Source organism: Sulfurivermis sp. (assembly GCF_059410345.1).
This window is the reverse complement of sequence record NZ_JBLJDO010000005.1, coordinates 49628-66999: the sequence shown is the minus strand read 5'-3', so window position 1 is coordinate 66999 and position 17372 is coordinate 49628. Positions and strand designations below refer to the sequence as shown.

Annotated in this window: 17 protein-coding genes and 1 tRNA gene; 7 read left to right on the top strand and 11 right to left on the bottom strand. The window is 62.3% G+C overall.

Annotated features, from left to right (window positions below; all coding sequences use genetic code 11):
- Positions 1–3 precede the first annotated feature (3 nt).
- From lspA to ispH, 3 genes are all read left to right on the top strand, one after another.
- Positions 4–468 carry a signal peptidase II gene (gene lspA / locus ACMV8A_RS05860; RefSeq protein WP_495324834.1) on the top strand — a complete coding sequence of 155 codons (465 nt, stop codon included), beginning with the start codon at positions 4–6 and terminating at the stop codon, positions 466–468.
- A gap of 62 nt (positions 469–530) precedes the next feature.
- Positions 531–971: an FKBP-type peptidyl-prolyl cis-trans isomerase gene (locus tag ACMV8A_RS05855; protein WP_495324832.1), complete on the top strand. Its 441-nt coding sequence runs from the start codon at positions 531–533 to the stop codon at positions 969–971.
- Positions 968–1906: a 4-hydroxy-3-methylbut-2-enyl diphosphate reductase gene (ispH, locus tag ACMV8A_RS05850; RefSeq protein WP_495324831.1), complete on the top strand. Its 939-nt coding sequence runs from the start codon at positions 968–970 to the stop codon at positions 1904–1906. Before ACMV8A_RS05855 ends, ispH begins: the two co-directional genes overlap by 4 nt.
- 140 nt (positions 1907–2046) lie before the next feature.
- On the opposite strand, the gene ACMV8A_RS05845 is transcribed toward ispH, so the two are convergent.
- From ACMV8A_RS05845 to ACMV8A_RS05815, 7 genes are all read right to left on the bottom strand, one after another.
- The gene (locus ACMV8A_RS05845; protein WP_495324830.1) at positions 2047–2478 is read right to left on the bottom strand and encodes a type IV pilin protein; all 432 of its coding nucleotides are present in this window, start codon (positions 2476–2478) and stop codon (positions 2047–2049) included.
- Positions 2479–2516: 38 nt separating this feature from the next.
- Positions 2517–2810 (bottom strand): hypothetical protein, encoded by a 294-nt coding sequence (locus ACMV8A_RS05840; protein WP_495324829.1) that lies wholly within the window; start codon positions 2808–2810, stop codon positions 2517–2519.
- A 56-nt stretch (positions 2811–2866) separates the two neighbouring features.
- Positions 2867–6403, bottom strand: a complete 3537-nt coding sequence (locus ACMV8A_RS05835) for a pilus assembly protein (RefSeq protein ID WP_495324828.1) — start codon at positions 6401–6403, stop codon at positions 2867–2869.
- Positions 6404–6469: 66 nt separating this feature from the next.
- Positions 6470–7000, bottom strand: a complete 531-nt coding sequence (locus tag ACMV8A_RS05830) for a pilus assembly PilX family protein (RefSeq protein WP_495324827.1) — start codon at positions 6998–7000, stop codon at positions 6470–6472.
- 11 nt (positions 7001–7011) lie between these two features.
- The gene (locus ACMV8A_RS05825) at positions 7012–7968 is read right to left on the bottom strand and encodes a PilW family protein (protein WP_495324826.1); all 957 of its coding nucleotides are present in this window, start codon (positions 7966–7968) and stop codon (positions 7012–7014) included.
- Positions 7969–7970: 2 nt separating this feature from the next.
- Positions 7971–8435, bottom strand: coding sequence for a type IV pilus modification protein PilV (gene pilV, locus ACMV8A_RS05820; RefSeq protein WP_495324825.1), 465 nt, complete (start codon positions 8433–8435; stop codon positions 7971–7973).
- A gap of 25 nt (positions 8436–8460) precedes the next feature.
- The gene (locus ACMV8A_RS05815; RefSeq protein WP_495324824.1) at positions 8461–8910 is read right to left on the bottom strand and encodes a GspH/FimT family pseudopilin; all 450 of its coding nucleotides are present in this window, start codon (positions 8908–8910) and stop codon (positions 8461–8463) included.
- 173 nt (positions 8911–9083) lie between these two features.
- On the opposite strand from ACMV8A_RS05815, the gene thiO reads away from it, so the two are divergent.
- The 4 genes from thiO to ACMV8A_RS05795 all read left to right on the top strand — a co-directional run bounded on the left by thiO (position 9084) and on the right by ACMV8A_RS05795 (position 13665).
- Positions 9084–10169, top strand: a complete 1086-nt coding sequence (gene thiO / locus ACMV8A_RS05810; protein WP_495324823.1) for a glycine oxidase ThiO — start codon at positions 9084–9086, stop codon at positions 10167–10169.
- Between the two features lie 116 nt (positions 10170–10285).
- A complete protein-coding gene (locus ACMV8A_RS05805) occupies positions 10286–10717 on the top strand; it encodes a Fur family transcriptional regulator (protein ID WP_495324822.1) in 432 nt (143 codons plus the stop codon).
- Between the two features lie 117 nt (positions 10718–10834).
- Positions 10835–10910: transfer RNA gene (locus ACMV8A_RS05800), tRNA-Thr, on the top strand.
- Positions 10911–11121: 211 nt separating this feature from the next.
- Positions 11122–13665 (top strand): EAL domain-containing protein, encoded by a 2544-nt coding sequence (locus ACMV8A_RS05795; protein ID WP_495324821.1) that lies wholly within the window; start codon positions 11122–11124, stop codon positions 13663–13665.
- On the opposite strand, the gene nadC is transcribed toward ACMV8A_RS05795, so the two are convergent.
- From nadC to ACMV8A_RS05775, 4 genes are all read right to left on the bottom strand, one after another.
- Positions 13666–14511 (bottom strand): carboxylating nicotinate-nucleotide diphosphorylase, encoded by an 846-nt coding sequence (gene nadC, locus ACMV8A_RS05790; protein ID WP_495324820.1) that lies wholly within the window; start codon positions 14509–14511, stop codon positions 13666–13668.
- Complete coding sequence (locus ACMV8A_RS05785) at positions 14511–14855, bottom strand: FKBP-type peptidyl-prolyl cis-trans isomerase (protein ID WP_495324819.1); 345 nt, start codon at positions 14853–14855, stop codon at positions 14511–14513. The genes nadC and ACMV8A_RS05785 overlap by 1 nt, the downstream gene beginning before the upstream one ends.
- Before the next feature lie 127 nt (positions 14856–14982).
- Positions 14983–16335 (bottom strand): alanine/glycine:cation symporter family protein, encoded by a 1353-nt coding sequence (locus ACMV8A_RS05780; protein WP_495324818.1) that lies wholly within the window; start codon positions 16333–16335, stop codon positions 14983–14985.
- Positions 16336–16363: 28 nt separating this feature from the next.
- Positions 16364–17209 carry a universal stress protein gene (locus ACMV8A_RS05775; RefSeq protein ID WP_495324817.1) on the bottom strand — a complete coding sequence of 282 codons (846 nt, stop codon included), beginning with the start codon at positions 17207–17209 and terminating at the stop codon, positions 16364–16366.
- Positions 17210–17372 lie beyond the last annotated feature (163 nt).

Here is a 17372-nt window from a genome sequence, read left to right as displayed (position 1 = left end):
GCGATGCTGAAATGGTTGTGGCTTTCCGTCGCGGTGATCGCGCTCGATCAGATCACCAAGGCACTGGCCAGCGCCCATCTGGTGCTGCACGAACCGGTGCCGGTGCTGCCGCTGTTCAACCTGACCCTGATGCACAATTCCGGTGCCGCCTTCAGTTTTCTCGCCCAGGCCGGGGGCTGGCAGCGCTGGTTCTTCGTCGCCGTCGCCATCGCGGTGAGCGTGGCGCTGGCCTGGTGGCTGCGCCAATTGCGGCGCAACCAGTTGTGGTTGGCGGTGGCCTTGGCGCTGGTGCTCGGCGGCGCGTTGGGTAACGTGTGGGATCGCGTCACCTTGGGCTACGTCGTGGATTTCGTCGACGTCTACTATGGTGACTGGCACTGGCCCGCCTTCAATGTGGCCGATTCTGCCATCAGTGTCGGGGCCATTATGTTGCTGGTCGACGCCTTTCGTGGTGAGCACAAGTCATAGCTGCCTGGTGAGGTCTGGTTGCCCATCTATACTCTGCTGCACATAACTCGTTGGAGTCGCGTATGAATACGGCCCCGGTAATCGCCCCTGGCAGCCACGTCACGCTGCACTACACCATTACCCTGGAGGACGGCACCGAGGCGGACAGCAGCCGCGACGGTGAGCCGCTGGCCTTTGCCCTGGGTGATGGCACCATGCTGGAAGGACTGGAACACGTTTTACTCGGCATGCAGGCCGGTCAGCGCGCCACATACAGCGTCAGCCCGGAACAATGTTTCGGTTATCCCGCCGCGGAGGCAGTGCATGTGATGCCACGCGACGATTTTCCCGCTGAGATGGACTTGGCGCCGGGCGTGATCGTAGGTTTTGCCACGCCCGCAGGCGACGAGGTGCCGGGCACGGTGATCGAGATCGACGAGGCGCGGGTGACGGTGGACTTCAACCATCCTCTGGCGGGACACACATTGACCTTCGAGGTGGAAATCCTGGCGGTGGCGTCGTGAAGGTCATTCTCGCCAGTCCACGCGGCTTCTGTGCCGGCGTCGATCGCGCCATCGACATCGTTGAGCGCGCGCTGGAGTTGTTCGGCTCACCCATCTATGTGCGCCACGAAGTGGTGCACAACCGTTATGTGGTGGATGACCTGCGTGCCAAGGGCGCCGTGTTCGTGGAGGAACTGGACGAGGTGCCGGATGGCGCCACGGTCATATTCAGCGCTCACGGCGTGCCCCGCGCCGTACAGCAGGAAGCGCAGCGGCGCGGCCTGCGCATATTCGACGCCACCTGTCCCCTGGTGACCAAGGTGCATATCGAGGTGGACCGTCACGCCCATGCCCACCATGAGGTGATCATGATTGGCCATGCTGGACATCCCGAGGTGGAGGGCACCATGGGACAGTACGAAGGGGGCGACAAGGGCGCTATCTATCTGGTGGAGAATGCCGCTGATGTCGCCAAACTGCGGGTGAAGGATCCGGTGCACCTGGCCTATGTTACCCAGACGACGCTTTCGGTGGATGATGCCGCCGCCGTAGTCGGCGCCCTGCGCGAGCGTTTCCCGGCCATCCAGGGGCCGCGCAAGGACGATATCTGCTATGCCACCCAGAATCGGCAGGATGCGGTGAAGAGATTGGCGGCACAGTGCGACGTGGTGCTGGTGGTCGGCTCACCCAACAGCTCCAATTCCAACCGCCTGCGCGAGGTGTCTGCGCGCAGCGGCACGCCAGCCTATCTCATCGATACCGCTGACGAACTGCGGGCAGAGTGGTTGCAGGGAAAAAGCGTAATCGGGGTCACTGCCGGCGCTTCGGCACCGGAAATACTGGTGCAGCAGGTGCTTGATCGTCTGCGTGCCCTAGGGGCCGATGAGTTCGCAATAGACGCCGGCGTGACGGAGAGTCATGCCTTTCCGCTGCCCAAGGAACTGCGCAAGGGCTGATCTTGCCGCAGGATGTTTGCCAATTTTGCGCTGCTTGAAAAGAAACCGGGCCTTGCGGCCCGGTTCTTGTTACTCGACAGGTTGTTGGTCTACGCCTGGCGTAGCTGCGCTCACCAAGCCCCTGCGCAGAACGATACCCTTTAACGCCGCCAGCAGTAATCCAAGTCTTTCGAGCCTGACTTGCCGCGAACGCCCGTCGATGTGAGGGTCAGATTGCCGCAATCCGCGTCACTGGCCATGCTGCCGACGGCTGTGGCCTGTAGTGTGTAAGTCGTACCGTTGGCGGCAGTGACACGCAGGTTGTAATAGGCGGTGCCTCCGTCAATGGGAACCTGAGTCGCATAAACCAGTGGAACCCCCGCGCCATCTGCTGCGGTCGCATAAGTGCTGTTGGCCGTGAAATGGCGTTCCATGGCGTTGGCAAGCCCCATCAGGGCAGCTTGCGCATCGGCGCGTCTCGATTTGCGTATTTGCTCCGTGTAGGCAGGGTAGGCGATGGCGACGAGTATGCCGACGATGGCCACGACGATCATCAATTCAATCAGGGTGAATCCGCGCTGTCTGTTTTTCATGAGACCTACACCTTAAGAGTGGGCTGAGTAATACATTCCTATTGTGGCAACCGATCAAATACATAGATATGTGTAATCGTCCTGGTGGTATCTGACTCACGCCACGAAAGCCCGATGGGCTGACCCGCCCGCAGCAAGAATGGGTCGACAATCCGACCGTCTTCCGCCGTTACCTTGACGCCTCTAGCAACATTAAACGACTCACCACCTACCTGAATGATGCGTTGTTTGCTGTCCGAGGCTTCCAACTCGCCTAGCAGCTTCGGTTGCGCCAGCACGCTCACCGATATGAAGCAGAGCAGTGCGGCTAGTGCGATCCCCAATTTGACCATGATATGTATCCTCAATGACACCGTGTGTGCGTATGGTTTCCGCGCCAAGCTCCAGATTAATCATCAATGGCCGGGCGCAGCTGTCGCCAGGACTCGCGCCCCTCCTTACCGCCGATGCTCATGGGCGGCAAGACCGTACCGTCGCCTAGATAGCCACGCTCTATACCAGCATCGCGGATGGTGACCAGTTCCTCACCGGTACCACCACCCAGGCCACTGTAGTTTTCATTGGCGGTGAAGTAGCCATCCCGGTTCAGGTCATACACAGCGAACTGGTTGGCGCCGCCATCGGCCAGCATGAGGTCCATGATGAAGCCGCTGCGGCCGCTGCTGCAGGGGTCTTCGTTCGGGATCAAGGTGCTGAAACGGACCCGATTCTGGGTTAGCCCGGTCGGGAAGGTGGGTGCACTGATCACGCGCTCACCCTCGGCATTACCGGCGTATATAAGGTCGAGATACCAGCCCTTATGGGTCACCGAGGCATCATTGCTGGACACCGAGCGTACGGTGTAGTTGTAGCTGTCAAACGTGACATTGCCCTGCCAAGTAATCTCCTGTTGCAGCAACTCGTTGCGATTGACCAGGGTCGCGGTATCGATGACGCCGTACAGCGTCTGCACCTGGGTTGAGGTGCTGTCCTGATCGCGGAAGAAACTACCCGTACCGAACACGATCATCAGCGGATTGTATTCAACATTCAGCAGCGGGCGTGCGCCAGGCCGTGTGGTGATGGGCTGCGGTGTTCCCCCGGCATCCCTGGCCTGGAACAGAACCATGCGGTTACCCGCGAGGTTCCAGGAGTTGGCGTTGGTAGCGGATACGTTAAAGCGCCACAGATTGCCTTGCAGGTCGCCAGCGTAGATGCGGCGGGTAATCAGATCATCCTCGGTCCAGTCGGAGGCCAGCGGCGAGGCCAACCCGTTGGGAGCGGCGGCGCTGCCGACGCCGGTATTCACTTTGGACAACAACGCGCCATCGCGCAGGCGCACGATGTACAGCACGGCACGATGATTGTCGCTGTTGTAGCCATTACCAAACACGGCGGCCCAATCACCGTTGTTCATGCGCACGATGGCGGGTTGACCGACGTTGTAACCGAGATCCGCATCGTTGAACTCCCACAGCACCTTGTTGCCCGTGGCGGTGGGATTGGTGACATCGAGTGCGTAGACGGTACGTCCGCCGGCACCCATGGATCCCACCAGCACGGTACGCCAGCCGCCGCTACCGCCGTTGGCCCAGGAGGTGGCGTAGGCGTCGCTGACCGCCGCCGTACCATCCATGAAATAGCGATGGGTATAGTTGGGATCCATCAGGCGGTTGATGCGGGCAAACGTATCCGCCCCTTCCGGCAGGAGCAGGGAGCTAGGCATGTAGGCAAAGATTTCTGCGCCCGTATCGCCGTGGAAGGCGTGCAGCATGCCGTCATTGGCCGCCACATAGATCATGTCCGGGCGAGTGGTGATGGGAGCGGTGGTACGGAAGGTGATGTAACTCGTACCCTCGGTACCCGGCAGCAGACGATAGCCAAAGTCGATGTTGCCGGAAAACTGGGGATTGGAGTTGATGATGTCACCCATACGACGCAACTCGCCACTGCCCGAACGGCTGCGGAAGGAGACGTGGGCCGTGTCGTTGCCGCGCAGCCAGTCGATACGGTTGGCGCCTAAGCCGTCCACAGTATTGGTCAAAGAGCGGTTGAGTGCAGTCTGCTGCGCGGTGCTCAGGTTGGCCAACTCGAGGGCAACGGTGGTGTTGGTGGTACTGTTGCGCGTGAAAATATTGCGTGCGGCAGGTGTTGTCGCCCGCAATTGTGTTTCCGCATCCCACGCCAATCCGCCCAGATTTCCGTCAGGATTGATGTTGTGTGCGGACAGCATGCCGGACCAGTCGCCGCTACGGAAGCCGGCGGTATAGAGTTTGGTGCCGGTGTGCAGGAATGCCGAGCTGGCGGCGGCGGCCGTGGCAGAACTCTCCACGCGGGCCACGATGGCGTCCAGTACGCCGCTAAGCTCTGTGGCAAAGGTCTCCGGATCGCCGGCACTGAAGAAGCCGCCGCGCGAATTGATGCCGGCGTGCAGCAAATCGTCAATTTTGGCTGGATTAGTGGAATAGGGATCCAGCCAGCTGATGGCCGTTCCGTTGGCCACTGCATCCCAGGCTTCCTGCGGGTCGACTGAGCCAGTTACGCCCAGGCCCACGCCGTAGGTAACCATGTGCTGCCAGAAGGCCTCATTCTGCGGGCTGGTGGGGACCTCGTTGGCGAGGTCCGTACGCAGGTCGGTTTTCCAATACTGCATGGCGACATCGGCCAGCGTATTGGTCCGTCCATCCCGGTACGGGTCTTTGGGGATGTACTGGAATGTGCTGCCATCCGGTGCAGTATGGATCGGGCCGTTACTATTGTCGGAATTGCCGATGGAGGGGGAGGGATCGGGGCCGTTCCAATAACCGTCGGTCATCAGGATGGAGTAACTCTGGCGGCATTGTAGGTGTGGTGTGGTGTCATTGGTGCCCGGATTGGCGCCCCATGGGCCACGGTTATCGGTGCGGCTGAAATAGTTGCCGACTGCCTGCAATGTTTGGCGCAGTGGTGTACCTGACGCGGGGATATCGCGATCATAAAGCAGGTTGAAAAAGTCTGTTCTGGCCGTGCTGGCAAATCGCCTCACGCCACGTACGATTTTGGCGGTGGAAACACCATCCACGGTAGAACTACCGGCGTTGATAGTGGCATAACCCACACGCATGCCCTCGCCCTGCTGGGCGAAGGCACGGCTGATGCCCCCACGGGCGGCCAGGATGCGAGAGCGATAGTAGGTGTACCAGTTGGCGAAGTTCTGGATTTCCTCGTCATAGGTACAGGTCGGTGCGGCAGCGCAGTCAGAACGGTTTTCGCGGCCATGGCCGGTGTACGTGGGGGTAGTGTTGCGGATTTCAACTCTGGTGAAATTGGCCCAGGCGTAATTGGCACTGCCATCGTGCCAAAAGTAAACGGCCGGATAGAAGGTCTGACTGGCAGTGAAGGTTGTGCAACCGGAGAACGAAAAAACATTGGTAACCGCGTTACGGGTGATGCCGGTACAGTTAGCCCAGCTAGAGTTTCTCGTGTTGTTCGCAGTCAGATTACGTGTACCAAGTGCAGGGCGTAGCGGGTTGTGGAAGGCCGCCGTGGGGACGGCAGCAGGCATTAGCGTGCCGTTGTTGGCGGCCTGGGGCCAAGGGGTGTAGGTGATGGCTGGGTTGTAGTACACGGTATTGAATTGCGGTGTACGGGTGAACGCACCATACACATGGGTATCTGCAAAGCTGGGGGCGCGGTTGGTGTAGTTGCCAGTGCTGTATAGGTTGTCTATGCGTCCGTACATGTAGTACGACTCGTTCGAAATATGCTCGTCCGGCATATTTTCCCAATGCATGGAACCGGAGTCGTCGAGGACGAACATGATGTTCGGCTCGATGCTCGAGGTGACGAACAGCGGCGAGCTGGCGATATCGACCTGGGCCTGCGCCGGGGCGAGGGTGGCGAGGCCCAGGGCCAGACCCAGGGTCAGCCCCTTGAGACGACGGAGATGGGTGATAGGGGTCTTCATGGTGCTTCTCCTTGAAAACGCGCTTTGAATCGGGGGTCGGCGTTAGATGGCCCCGGTAATGCGAGATTAGGGATCGATGGTGGACGATTGCACGATGGCGATAGTCGCTGCGCTGCCACCCACACCGTAGGCCGTAACTTCATAACGCTTGCGAAACTTTGGTGGCAGGGCGCCTGGATTGACGCGTATCAGGACGGGTGGTCCGACATGATATACAGGGTCTGCCGCGACAGAGCCGATGCCGGCCACCGAGCCGGTGGGCGCAGGGGTGGCGCCATTCCAGTTCTCCGGATCCGGACAGTTGAGGGGGCAACGCAACGGGGTAGCGGTTTCGGCGCTTGCCAGATTGGCGGTGCTATTCAGCCAGCCTTCGCCGGCGCGCAATGCGGCCTCGGAGGCTTGAAAGGCAAGATTCATGTCGCGGGTGTTACCGGCCATGCGTTCTTCCAGGGTTGTCCCCTGCATGGCGACGGTGCCGATGATGGTCATAAGCAATAGGATAATCAGTGCGACAACCAGTGTGGCGCCCTTTTGCCTGGTCTGGGCGCGATAGACCGGCGTGTACTGCGGAAAGCGGGTTTTGTTAAGCGGGGCCATGTCGTCATACCTCAGGGCAGGCGGTTGCGAATGCCGACAGTGTTGGTGAAGGTTCGGTACAGGCGCCGATCGGGCATGACTTGATCCAGTCCATCGTAGAAGACGGTTTGGGCAGCGGGCACTACGCCGTTGTCAGGACCGGCCAGCAACAGGCTGACACGCAGGGCGACCACGGTGCTCCAATCCGCTACGGCGCCCGCCGCGACGTATTGATTGGGAGCGCGATCATTGTCGGTGTCTATACCGTAGAGTATCTGCATGTTGACCACCCCATCGACCAGTGGCTGGGTGTCGCGGTACAGTGTTTCACCAGAAATAAAATAATTGAAATCCATGAACTTCATCACGAAGGCCTCGGTGTTATAGGCCTTGGAAAGAAAGTTGGTTATGTTGACGTTTTGAGCGTGGGCAATGGTAATGCTGCCGCCGCCTTGCGAAACGTTGCTGGCGCGGAAGATATCGACATCCTTGCAGTCGGTAATCAGCAAGATATCACCAGCGGAAAAGCATGCTGGGTTGGCGATGAGCTGGATGTTGGCGTTGTTGGCCGCCATGTTGCCCGTCAGTCGTGCTTGACAGCCACCGCCACGACGGATGTTGACTATGTCGGTGCCGTCTGTGACCGGGAGCCCACCGATACTGATGTTGGCAACATTATCCATGCCCGTAACAACGACGTCGTTGCTAAAGCCTCCCGGCGGAGGAGGATCAGCGATGATATTGGGTTGTACGGAATCCAGGCTGGCGCACCCCTGATAGCCAATCATGCGCATATCCCGGGCCAGAAACTCCATGGCGAAGCGACCACTTTCCTGGATGCGCGACATGTTTTCATTGAGGCGGTAGCTCTGTTTGCTACCGAGAAAAATCTGGATGACGCCGGCCAGGAGGATCAGGCTGATGGCGATGGCCACCATCATTTCGATGAGGCTGAGGCCGTTTTGATGGATAATTGCCCGCTGTTTCATGATCACAGTACCGTGCTCATCGTGAACGTGACGGTAGCGTCAGAGGCACGATCGTCGAGCCATTGGATGGTGATGGTGACGACGCCGCCGGCATCGGTGCCGACCGCAGCATCTCCGGCGGGGAGTAGCCGGGCCACATCATCTTTCCATTGTGCGGTATCGAACCCTGCCAGCTGGGCGGGTGAGCATGCCGCCGTAGCACAGTCCGTGGGTGTCCCGGCGGCAACCCCCAAGCCGATATCATAAGCCCCCGCCAGGGCCGATACGCGGTTGCTGCGCATGCGGTCGGCCATTTCATAGGCAAGGACGGTGGCCTGCGAGCGTTCCTGGGCGCTGGTGTTGTTGCGCAGGGCGTTGAGTTGCAAGCTGGCCAGGCCGAGCAGGCCGATGGCCAGGATCAGCACCGTGACCAAGACCTCCATCAGGCTGAAGCCTTGCTGCCCTATGCGCGGATTCTGACGATTCATGGTCGGTGTCTGTCTCATCGGGTCGTTAGTTACACACGAAATTGGCCATGGTTACCCGGCCGGCAGCCGCGACGGTTATTTGGCGGCCGGTTTCGCCGGTACGGCCGCTATCGCAGACCGTAACGGTCAGTGGACTGGCCATGCCACTGCCGCGATAGGTGATGGCGGCTGCGTTCCCCGTGATGGTTATGGTGCCGGCGACGGCGGGAAATACACGAAGATCAGTGCCGTCGGCCGCAACGGTCCAGCCGTTATTCCAGTTGCCGCCCGTCGCTGTGACAGTGGCGTTTGCGCCACGCTTGATGGCCTCGCTGCGCGCTAGATTCAGTGCCGTGACCACGTCGTTCGCACGTGTTGTCATGCGGTTGTCCTGGATCAAGGAGTTGAAGCTGGGGACTGCGAGCGAAAGTACGATGGCCAGCACCACCAGGGTGACCATCAGCTCGACCATGGTAAATCCGCGTACGTTTTTCATGAGCAGAACACTAGCACAGTGGTTCGGCGGTGGAATGGGCAGTCGACGGGCGGCGCGGTTGGCGCGACGGGTGGACGGGGCCGATGAGCTACCGGTCGGCGGTGGATTGTTTTACCCTGCGGCTGCTGTTGTAGGTCGGTTGTTGCAAGGCAATGACCGCAGGATTGATGGGAGTGTCCGAGTTGTCTGATTGCGTGGTGGTAGGTGGCGGGATTATTGGCCTGTTGTCGGCGCGGGAACTGGCGGCCGCCGGCGCGAAGGTGCGCCTGTTGGAACAGGGGGCGGTGGGGCGGGCGTCGTCCTGGGCCGGTGGCGGCATACTGTCGCCGCTCTATCCCTGGCGTTACCCCGACGCGGTGACGGAGCTGGCGCGCTGGAGCCAGGGTGTCTATGAGGATTTGGTGTTGCGGCTGCGCGACGAGGGCGGGGTCGACCCGGAGTGGACGCGGAGCGGGATGGTGCTGCTGGACACCGCCGACCGGGGGATGGCAGACGACTGGGCGGGCCGCTTCGGTTACCGGCTGGAAGGGCTGGCGGGGGAGGCGCTGTCGCAGTGCGAACCTGCCTTGGCCGCAGGTAGCGGACCGGCGCTGTGGATGCCGGAGGTGGCGCAGGTGCGCAATCCGCGCCTGGTGCAGGCGGCCCGCGCCGCCCTGGTGAAGCAGGGCGGGGTGATCGAGGAGCAGTGTGAGGTGACCGACCTGCGGGTGCGCGATGGCCGGGTGGCTGGGGTGGTGACGACGCGGGGCGAATGGGCTGCCGAGGTGGTGGTGGTGGCGGCGGGGGCCTGGAGCGGCCGGCTGCTGGCGGGGTTGGGGATACGGCCGGAGATTCGCCCGGTGCGCGGGCAGATGCTGTTGTTCAAGGGTGCGCCGGGCCGGGTGTCGCGCATCATCCTGGGCGAGCGGCATTATGTCATCCCGCGCCGTGACGGCCGGGTGCTGGTGGGCAGCACCATGGAAGAGGTGGGGTTCGATGACTCCACCACGGCGGCGGCGCGGGAGGAGTTGCAAGCGGCGGCGTTCCGGCTGGTGCCCGCATTGCGCGCGTGCGAGGTGGAGCGGCACTGGGCCGGGCTGCGGCCGGGCTCTCCCAGCGGCGTACCTTATATAGATCAGCATCCCGAGGTGGCGGGACTGTTCATCAACAGCGGTCATTTCCGCAACGGCGTGGTGATGGCGCCGGCATCGGCGCGGCTGCTGGCCGATCTGGTGCTGGGACGGTCGCCCATCATCGCTCCGGCACCGTATGCGCTGTAGCGGATCCACCCGCCACATGGGCCTACCAATTACGAGATATGTCCTGCCAAGGGTATGGTTTTTAAAATAATTCTGTCATCTAGACTTGGTCTTAACCCATCGCTATACTCGGAAACATGGAACATACCCCGAACAGACAGAGCGCCGACCGCCGTGAGGTTATCGACATGCTGCACCAGCATGGCGTGACCCCGACGCAGCAGCGGGTGGAGATCGCCCAGCTGTTATTCGCCCGGCCGCAGCACCTGTCCGCCGACCAGCTGCTATCGCAGGTCAACAGGGAGCGTAACCACGTATCCAAGGCCACGGTCTACAACACCCTCAATCTGTTCGCCCGCAAGGGGCTGGTGCGCGAAGTCATCGTCGACCCGACCAAGGTGTTTTACGACTCCACCACCTCGCAGCACTATCACTTCTTCAATATCGATACCGGCGAACTGACCGACGTACCGATGCCCACGCTGGGGCTGGAGCAGTTGCCGCCATTGCCGCAGGGTACTGTTGTCGCCGGCGTCGACGTCATCATCCGCCTGCGCTCGGCGCAATAACCGCGCCCCCGTTGGGCGCCATGCCCAGCTCGTGGTGTTCGAGTCACAGCTGCTCTTTCTTTGCCCCCGGCCGCGTTTTCAGTATACTTGCGCCCTTCGCAAGTCAGCGCTGACAGCGCCGTTGTAGCTCAGTTGGTAGAGCAACTGATTCGTAATCAGTAGGTCGGAGGTTCGACTCCTCTCAACGGCACCATTTCCCGCAGTCCCGCACCGTCGGTGCCCGTGTTACTCTTGCTCGCCCCTGCCCGCGGTATGTTGGCCGATGGATATGCCTCCGGCGGGATAGCGTCTTTGCGGCAATTGGCGTGATGTTCATGGTGCGCTTCAGGGACGATGGGTGTTTTCTGCCGAGTGTCGACTCTGGTGGAGTCGGGTCTGTGCTCGGAACTGAGGCAGCAATCCTTATGGCGAAATCCGATGCCGAGTCCCGTGTTGCCACGGCAGACAGCGGTGTGATCGACACCCTGATTTCCTCCGATGTGTCCCTGGGGCAGATCGTCAAGCCCTTTATTCTCGAATGTTCCCCCACGACGCCGTTGTTCGAGGCGGCGCAGCGCATGAGCGAGGCGCGGGTCAGCTCCATCCTGGTGGTGGAGGATGATGTGGCGCTGGGGATCTGGACCGAGCGCGATGCGCTGGCAGTGGATTTTCTCGATCCGGCCGCCTTTACCCGACCGGTGCGTGAGGTGATGAGTGCACCGGTGAAAACCGTGCCGGCACAATTGACCTTGCAGGCGCTGGCGGTCAAGTTCCGTGAAGAACACGTGCGTCACTATCTGGTAGTGGACACGGATGGACGGCGTTGCGGTGTGGTGTCGCAAACCGACGTGGTTCTCAATCAAGGCATCGAGCACTATCTGCGTCTGCGCAGTGTGGATTCGGTGGTGCGTGGTCGTTTGCAGGCCTTGCCCGAATCGGCCACGCTGGCGCAGGTGGCGGGTGTCATGCGCCAGTCAGCCGTTGATGCCGTGGTGGTGAGTTATGACGATGGTAGCTGGGGCATTCTGACCGAACGTGATGTGGTGCGCCTGGTGGCGCGGCAATGCGGCAATGAAACCATCGGTGCCCTGGCCAGCCGGCCGCTGCTGACGGTGGATCAGCACACCAGTCTGTATCGGGTGCGCGCCCTGTTGACCGAGAGCAAGTTGCGGCACATTGGCGTTGTGCGTGATGACGGCACGCTGATCGATGTGGTCAGCTTCAGCGACATCCTGAGCGGAATGGAGCTGGTGTACGTGCAGGAGCTGCAACATGCTCTGCGCGAGCGCGACGAGGCGCTGAATATCTCCCAACGCAATCTTCACCTGGCGGAGAAGGTCATCGAAAGTTCGCTGGAAGGCATCATGATCACCGATGCCAACTCGATCATCGTGTCGGTCAATCCGGCGTTTACGCGCTTGACTGGCTACAGCGCCGAAGAGGTGGTGGGAAAATCCCCTGCGCTGCTCAGTTCTGGGCGGCACGACAAAGCCTTTTACGAAGTCATGTGGCGGCGCCTGCGGCAAACCGGCCACTGGCAGGGCGAGGTATGGAATCGGCGCAAGAGCGGCGAGATCTACCCGGAGCTGCTCACCATCGCGGCCATTACCGATCGTGATGGAAACTTGACCCACTACGCGGCCTTATTCAGTGATATCACCGAGTTGAAGGAAAGCGAGGAGCGCATCCGCCATCTGGCCTATTACGATGCGCTCACCGGCCTGCCCAACCGCCGTCTTCTGGAGGACCGTTTGCGCGTGGCGTTGGCCCATGCCCATCGCAATCGGCGCCAGCTGGCGCTGCTGTTCATCGACCTGGACCGCTTCAAGCGCATCAATGACAGTCTCGGCCATGAGGTGGGCGATCAGTTGCTGATTGCCATCGCCCAGCGCCTGCGCGACGGGGTGCGCGAGGATGATACGGTGGCACGCATGGGTGGCGATGAATTCATCGCCGTGTTGAGTGATATCGATAATCCGGATCATGCGGTGCAGATTGCACGCCGGCTCATCGAAACCTTGAAGCAGCCGGTACTGGTCGATGGGCAGGAGCTGGTGGTCACCACCAGCATCGGCATCAGCATCTATCCCGATGACAGTGAAGATGCGGCTTTGCTGCTTAAGAATGCCGATATCGCCATGTATCGCGCCAAGGACACCGGCCGCAACAGCTTCCAGCTCTACGCGCCGGCAATGAATGCACGCTCACTGGAGCATCTGGCGCTGGAGAGCGCGTTGCACCGGGCGCTGGAGCGGAGTGAGTTCGAACTGTATTACCAGCCGCTGCTCGACGCCGGTTCGACACGGGTGATTGCCGCCGAGGCGCTGCTGCGCTGGCACCATCCTGAACTGGGGCTGATCCCGCCGGCAGACTTCATTCCGCTGGCGGAGGAGACCGGGCTGATCATCCCCATTGGCGAATGGGTGTTGCGCGACGCCTGCCGCCAGCTGGCGCAGTGGCGGCAACAGGGGCATGGCGCGCTGCGTGTGTCGGTAAATATTTCCGCGCGCCAGTTCCATCAGCCGGACTTCATTGCCCTGGCGGCGCGCATCGTGCAGGAGGCCGGCATCGCCCCGTCGCAGCTCACCCTGGAGCTGACTGAGAGCATGCTGATGGACGATGCGCTGGAGACCATCCGCATGCTGGCGCAGCTGCATGCCCATGGCTTCGGCATCGCCATGGACGATTTCGGCACCGGCTATTCCTCGCTCAGTTACCTCAAGCGCTTCCCCCTCGATGAGCTGAAGATCGATCGCGTGTTCATCCGCGACATCGAACGCAGCCAGGAGGATGCCGCCATCGTCTCCGCCACCATTGGTCTGGCACACAGCCTGGGCCTGCGCGTGGTGGCGGAGGGTGTGGAGACGGCGGCGCAACTGTCCTTCCTGCAACAGCAGGGCTGCGACTATGTGCAGGGGTTCCACTTCAGTACGCCGGTGCCGGCGGCGGAGTTCGAGAAGCTGCTGTAATCAAATGACGATGCGCATCGACAGGTCCACTGCCTGCACGTGCTTGGTGATGGCGCCGATGGAGATGTAGTCGACGCCGGTGTCGGCGATGGCGCGGATGTTGTCCAGAGTGATGCCGCCGGATGCCTCCAGCCTGGCCTGGCCCTTGTTGATGGCCACTGCCTGGCGCAGCAGATCCGGCTCCATGTTGTCCAGCAGCACGATGTCGGCACCGGCCGCCAAGGCTTCGTGCAGTTGCTGCAAATCCTCCACCTCCACTTCGACCGGGATGCCACGCGGCGCGTGATGGCGCGCCTGGTCCACGGCGCGCACGATGGAGCCGGCAGCGGCGATGTGGTTTTCTTTGATCAGCACGCCGTCGTACAGGCCCATGCGGTGATTGCGCCCGCCGGCGCAGCGCACAGCGTATTTCTGCGCCCGGCGCAGGCCGGGGATGGTCTTGCGTGTATCGAGCAACTGCACGCCGCTGTCGCCCAGGGCCTCCACGTAGCGGCGTGCCGCGGTGGCGGTGCCGGACAGGGTTTGCAGGAAGTTGAGGGCGCTGCGCTCACCGGTGAGCAGCACGCGCGCCGGGCCGTAGACGACGCAGAGGATCTGATTGGGTTCCACCGTGTCGCCGTCCTGCGCGCGCCAGTGGATGCGCACGGCTTCGTCCAGTAACAGAAACGCCTGTTCGAACCAGGGCCGGCCGCACAGCACCGCACGCTCACGGCTGATTACCGTGGCCTCGGCCTGCTTGTCGGCGTCGATGAGCGCGGCGGTGATGTCGCCGCTGCCCACGTCTTCCTGCAGGGCGCGGCGCACGTCCTCGCGCACGTCGTGGATGGAAATGCCGTTCGGCTGCATCAGTTCAACGCCAGCAGCTCCACGTCGAAGATCAGCGTGGCGTTGGGCGGGATCACGCCGCCGGCGCCGCGCGCGCCGTAGCCGAGGTGGGCGGGAATGGTGAGCTTGCGCGTGCCGCCGATCTTCATGCCGGCCACACCCTCGTCCCAGCCGCGGATCACCTGGCCGGCGCCCAGCTTGAAGCGGAACGGGTCGTTGCGGTCCTTGCTGGAATCGAACTTCTGGCCGTTCTCCAGCCAGCCGGTGTAGTGCACGGTGACCATCTGGCCGGCCGTGGCGGTGTCGCCGTTGCCTTCCACCAGGTCGTCGTATTTGAGTCCGGAATCGGTGATCTTTGCGGTCATGGGATGGGTCTCTATCAGTTGGGAATGGGATGGCGTGATTGTACAGGAATGATACTTGGCAGGATGGGTGGAGCGCAGCGCAACCCATCATGGGCATGCCGATGGGTTCCACTTCGCTCCACCCATCCTACGGTTTGAAATAATCGTCCTTCAGCTTTTTCGCCAGGCCGGCGAGCAGCACCAGCGCCAGCAGGTTGGGCAGGGCCATCAGCAGGTTGGTGATGTCGGCGATGTTCCACACCAGCTCCAGCGGCACGGCGGCGCCCACCACCACCAGCAGGGTGAACACCACGCGGTAGGGCATCACTGCCTTTTCGCCGAACAGGAAGTAGGCCGAGCGGTCACCGTAGTAGGACCAGGCGATGATGGTGGAGAAGGCGAACAGGGCCAGGCCGAGGCCGACCACGATGGCGCCGCCCGAGCCGAGGGACTCGCTGAAGGCGAAGGCGGTGAAGGCGGCACCCTTCATCTCCTCTGGCCGTACCTCCCAGGCGCCACTGACCACGATTACCAGACCGGTCATGGTGCAGATCACCAGGGTGTCGATGAACGGCTCCAGCATCGCCACCAGGCCCTCGCGCACCGGCTCGTTGGTCTTGGCGGCGGCATGGGCCATGGGCGAGGAGCCCAGGCCGGCCTCGTTGGAGAACAGGCCGCGCGCCACGCCCCAGCGGATGGCCTCGCCCACGGCGGCGCCACCCACCGCCCAGGGATTGAGGGCGTAGTTGAAGATGGTGACGAAGGCGCCGGGGATGGCCTCGATGTGGTTGAACAGCACGATCAGCGCGGCGGCGATGTAGAGGATCGCCATGAACGGTACCAGGGCGGCGGCGACGCGGGCGATGCGCTTGACGCCGCCGAGGATTACCAGCCCCACCAGGATCGCCATCACCACGCCCACCAGCCAGGCGTCCTGACGCAGTTCGGGCCAGATGAAGGCGATGCCGTCGACCACCGAGTTGGCCTGCACCATGTTGCCGATGCCGAAGGAGGCGACGAGGGCGAACACGGCGAACAGCACGGCCATGCGCTTCATCTTGAGGCCGTGCAGCAGGGTGTACATGGGGCCGCCGGCCACGCTGCCATCGGGCGCCACCTCGCGGAATTTCAGCGCCAGGGTGCATTCGGTGAATTTGGTGGCCATGCCGAAGAAGGCGGTCATCCACATCCAGAACAGGGCGCCGGGACCGCCCAGGGTGATGGCGGTGGCGACGCCGGCGATATTGCCGGTGCCGACGGTGGCGGAGAGGGCGGTGGCCAGGGCCTGGAAGTGCGACACCTCGCCCTGGTGGCTCGGGTCGGTGTAGCGGCCGCCGACCAGTTGGGTGGCGTGGCGGAAACCGCGCAGCTGGATCAGGCCGAGGCGCAGGGTGAGATACAGGCCGGTGCCGAGCAGCAGCAACAGGGTGAGGGGATTGCCCCACAGCAGGCCGGCGATCTGGCCGGTGAAGGCGGTCAGCCAATCAATGGGTGCTTGCATGGTGCTCCCGGTTGGTTGTTGTGGGTGGTTATGGGCACAGCAGCATATCCGATTCTGTCCCGCGCAGCAGGCTCGCGCTGGTGCTGCCGAGCAGGACGCCGGCGGCATGGGAGTAGCCTCGGGTACCTCCCGCCACCACATCGGCATCCAGGGCGGCGGCAAAGGCGGTGATCTCGGCGGCGGGGTGGCCGAAGCGCAGGTGCAGGCGCACGCGCGTTGCCTCCACCTTGGCCCGCTCCAGCAGGGCTTGCAATGGTGTCTGCGCCGCCTGTTCCAGAGAACGCAGCGCGTCCTCCGACACGGTGCCCTGTTGGACATGCCAGGCGTGGTGCACATGGAGCAGGTGCAGTTCGGCCTGCGGCGCCAGATTCGCCGCCGCAGCCAGGGCGCGCGCCGAGTGGGGCGAAAAGTCTGTGGCAATCACCACGCGGCGGTAGCTGTCCTGTGGCGGTCGACGCACCACCAGTACCGGCTGCTGAGCATGCTGCACCACGCGTTCCGCCGTGCTGCCGATGAGACCGTCCATCCAGCGGTGACTGCCGTGTGCGCCCACCACGATGAGGTCGGCCTTGTCGGCGGCGGCGGTGATCAGTTCGCAGGGGCGGCCCTGCCGCACCACAGTATGCAGAGGCGGGGCGTGGGGGCAGAGGGTGTTGATGCGCTGATGGAGCTGCTCCTGCACCTCGGCCACACCCTCCCTCGGCAGGGTCAGTTCCGGCGGCAGCCAGGCGTGTTCCTTGCCCTTTGCCATAGCCACGACGTGCAGCACGGCAAGGGTGGCGTCGTGTTCCGCGGCGAGGTGACAGGCCCGTTGCAGGGCGTCGTCACTGCCGCGGGAGAAGTCTGTGGCAACCAGGATCGCAGTCAGTGGCATGGTGCATCTCGCAGGGTGAAGGACAGCCAGTCATGGTAACCTTACTGGTGTTTCCCGCAAGGCTCGTTTTCGGCAAATCACGGTGGCAGGCTCGTCGCATCACCGGCGTGATTTCCTGCCACACGTTGCGTGGGGACTTCGTCGGCACCGGCCGGCGCTTTCG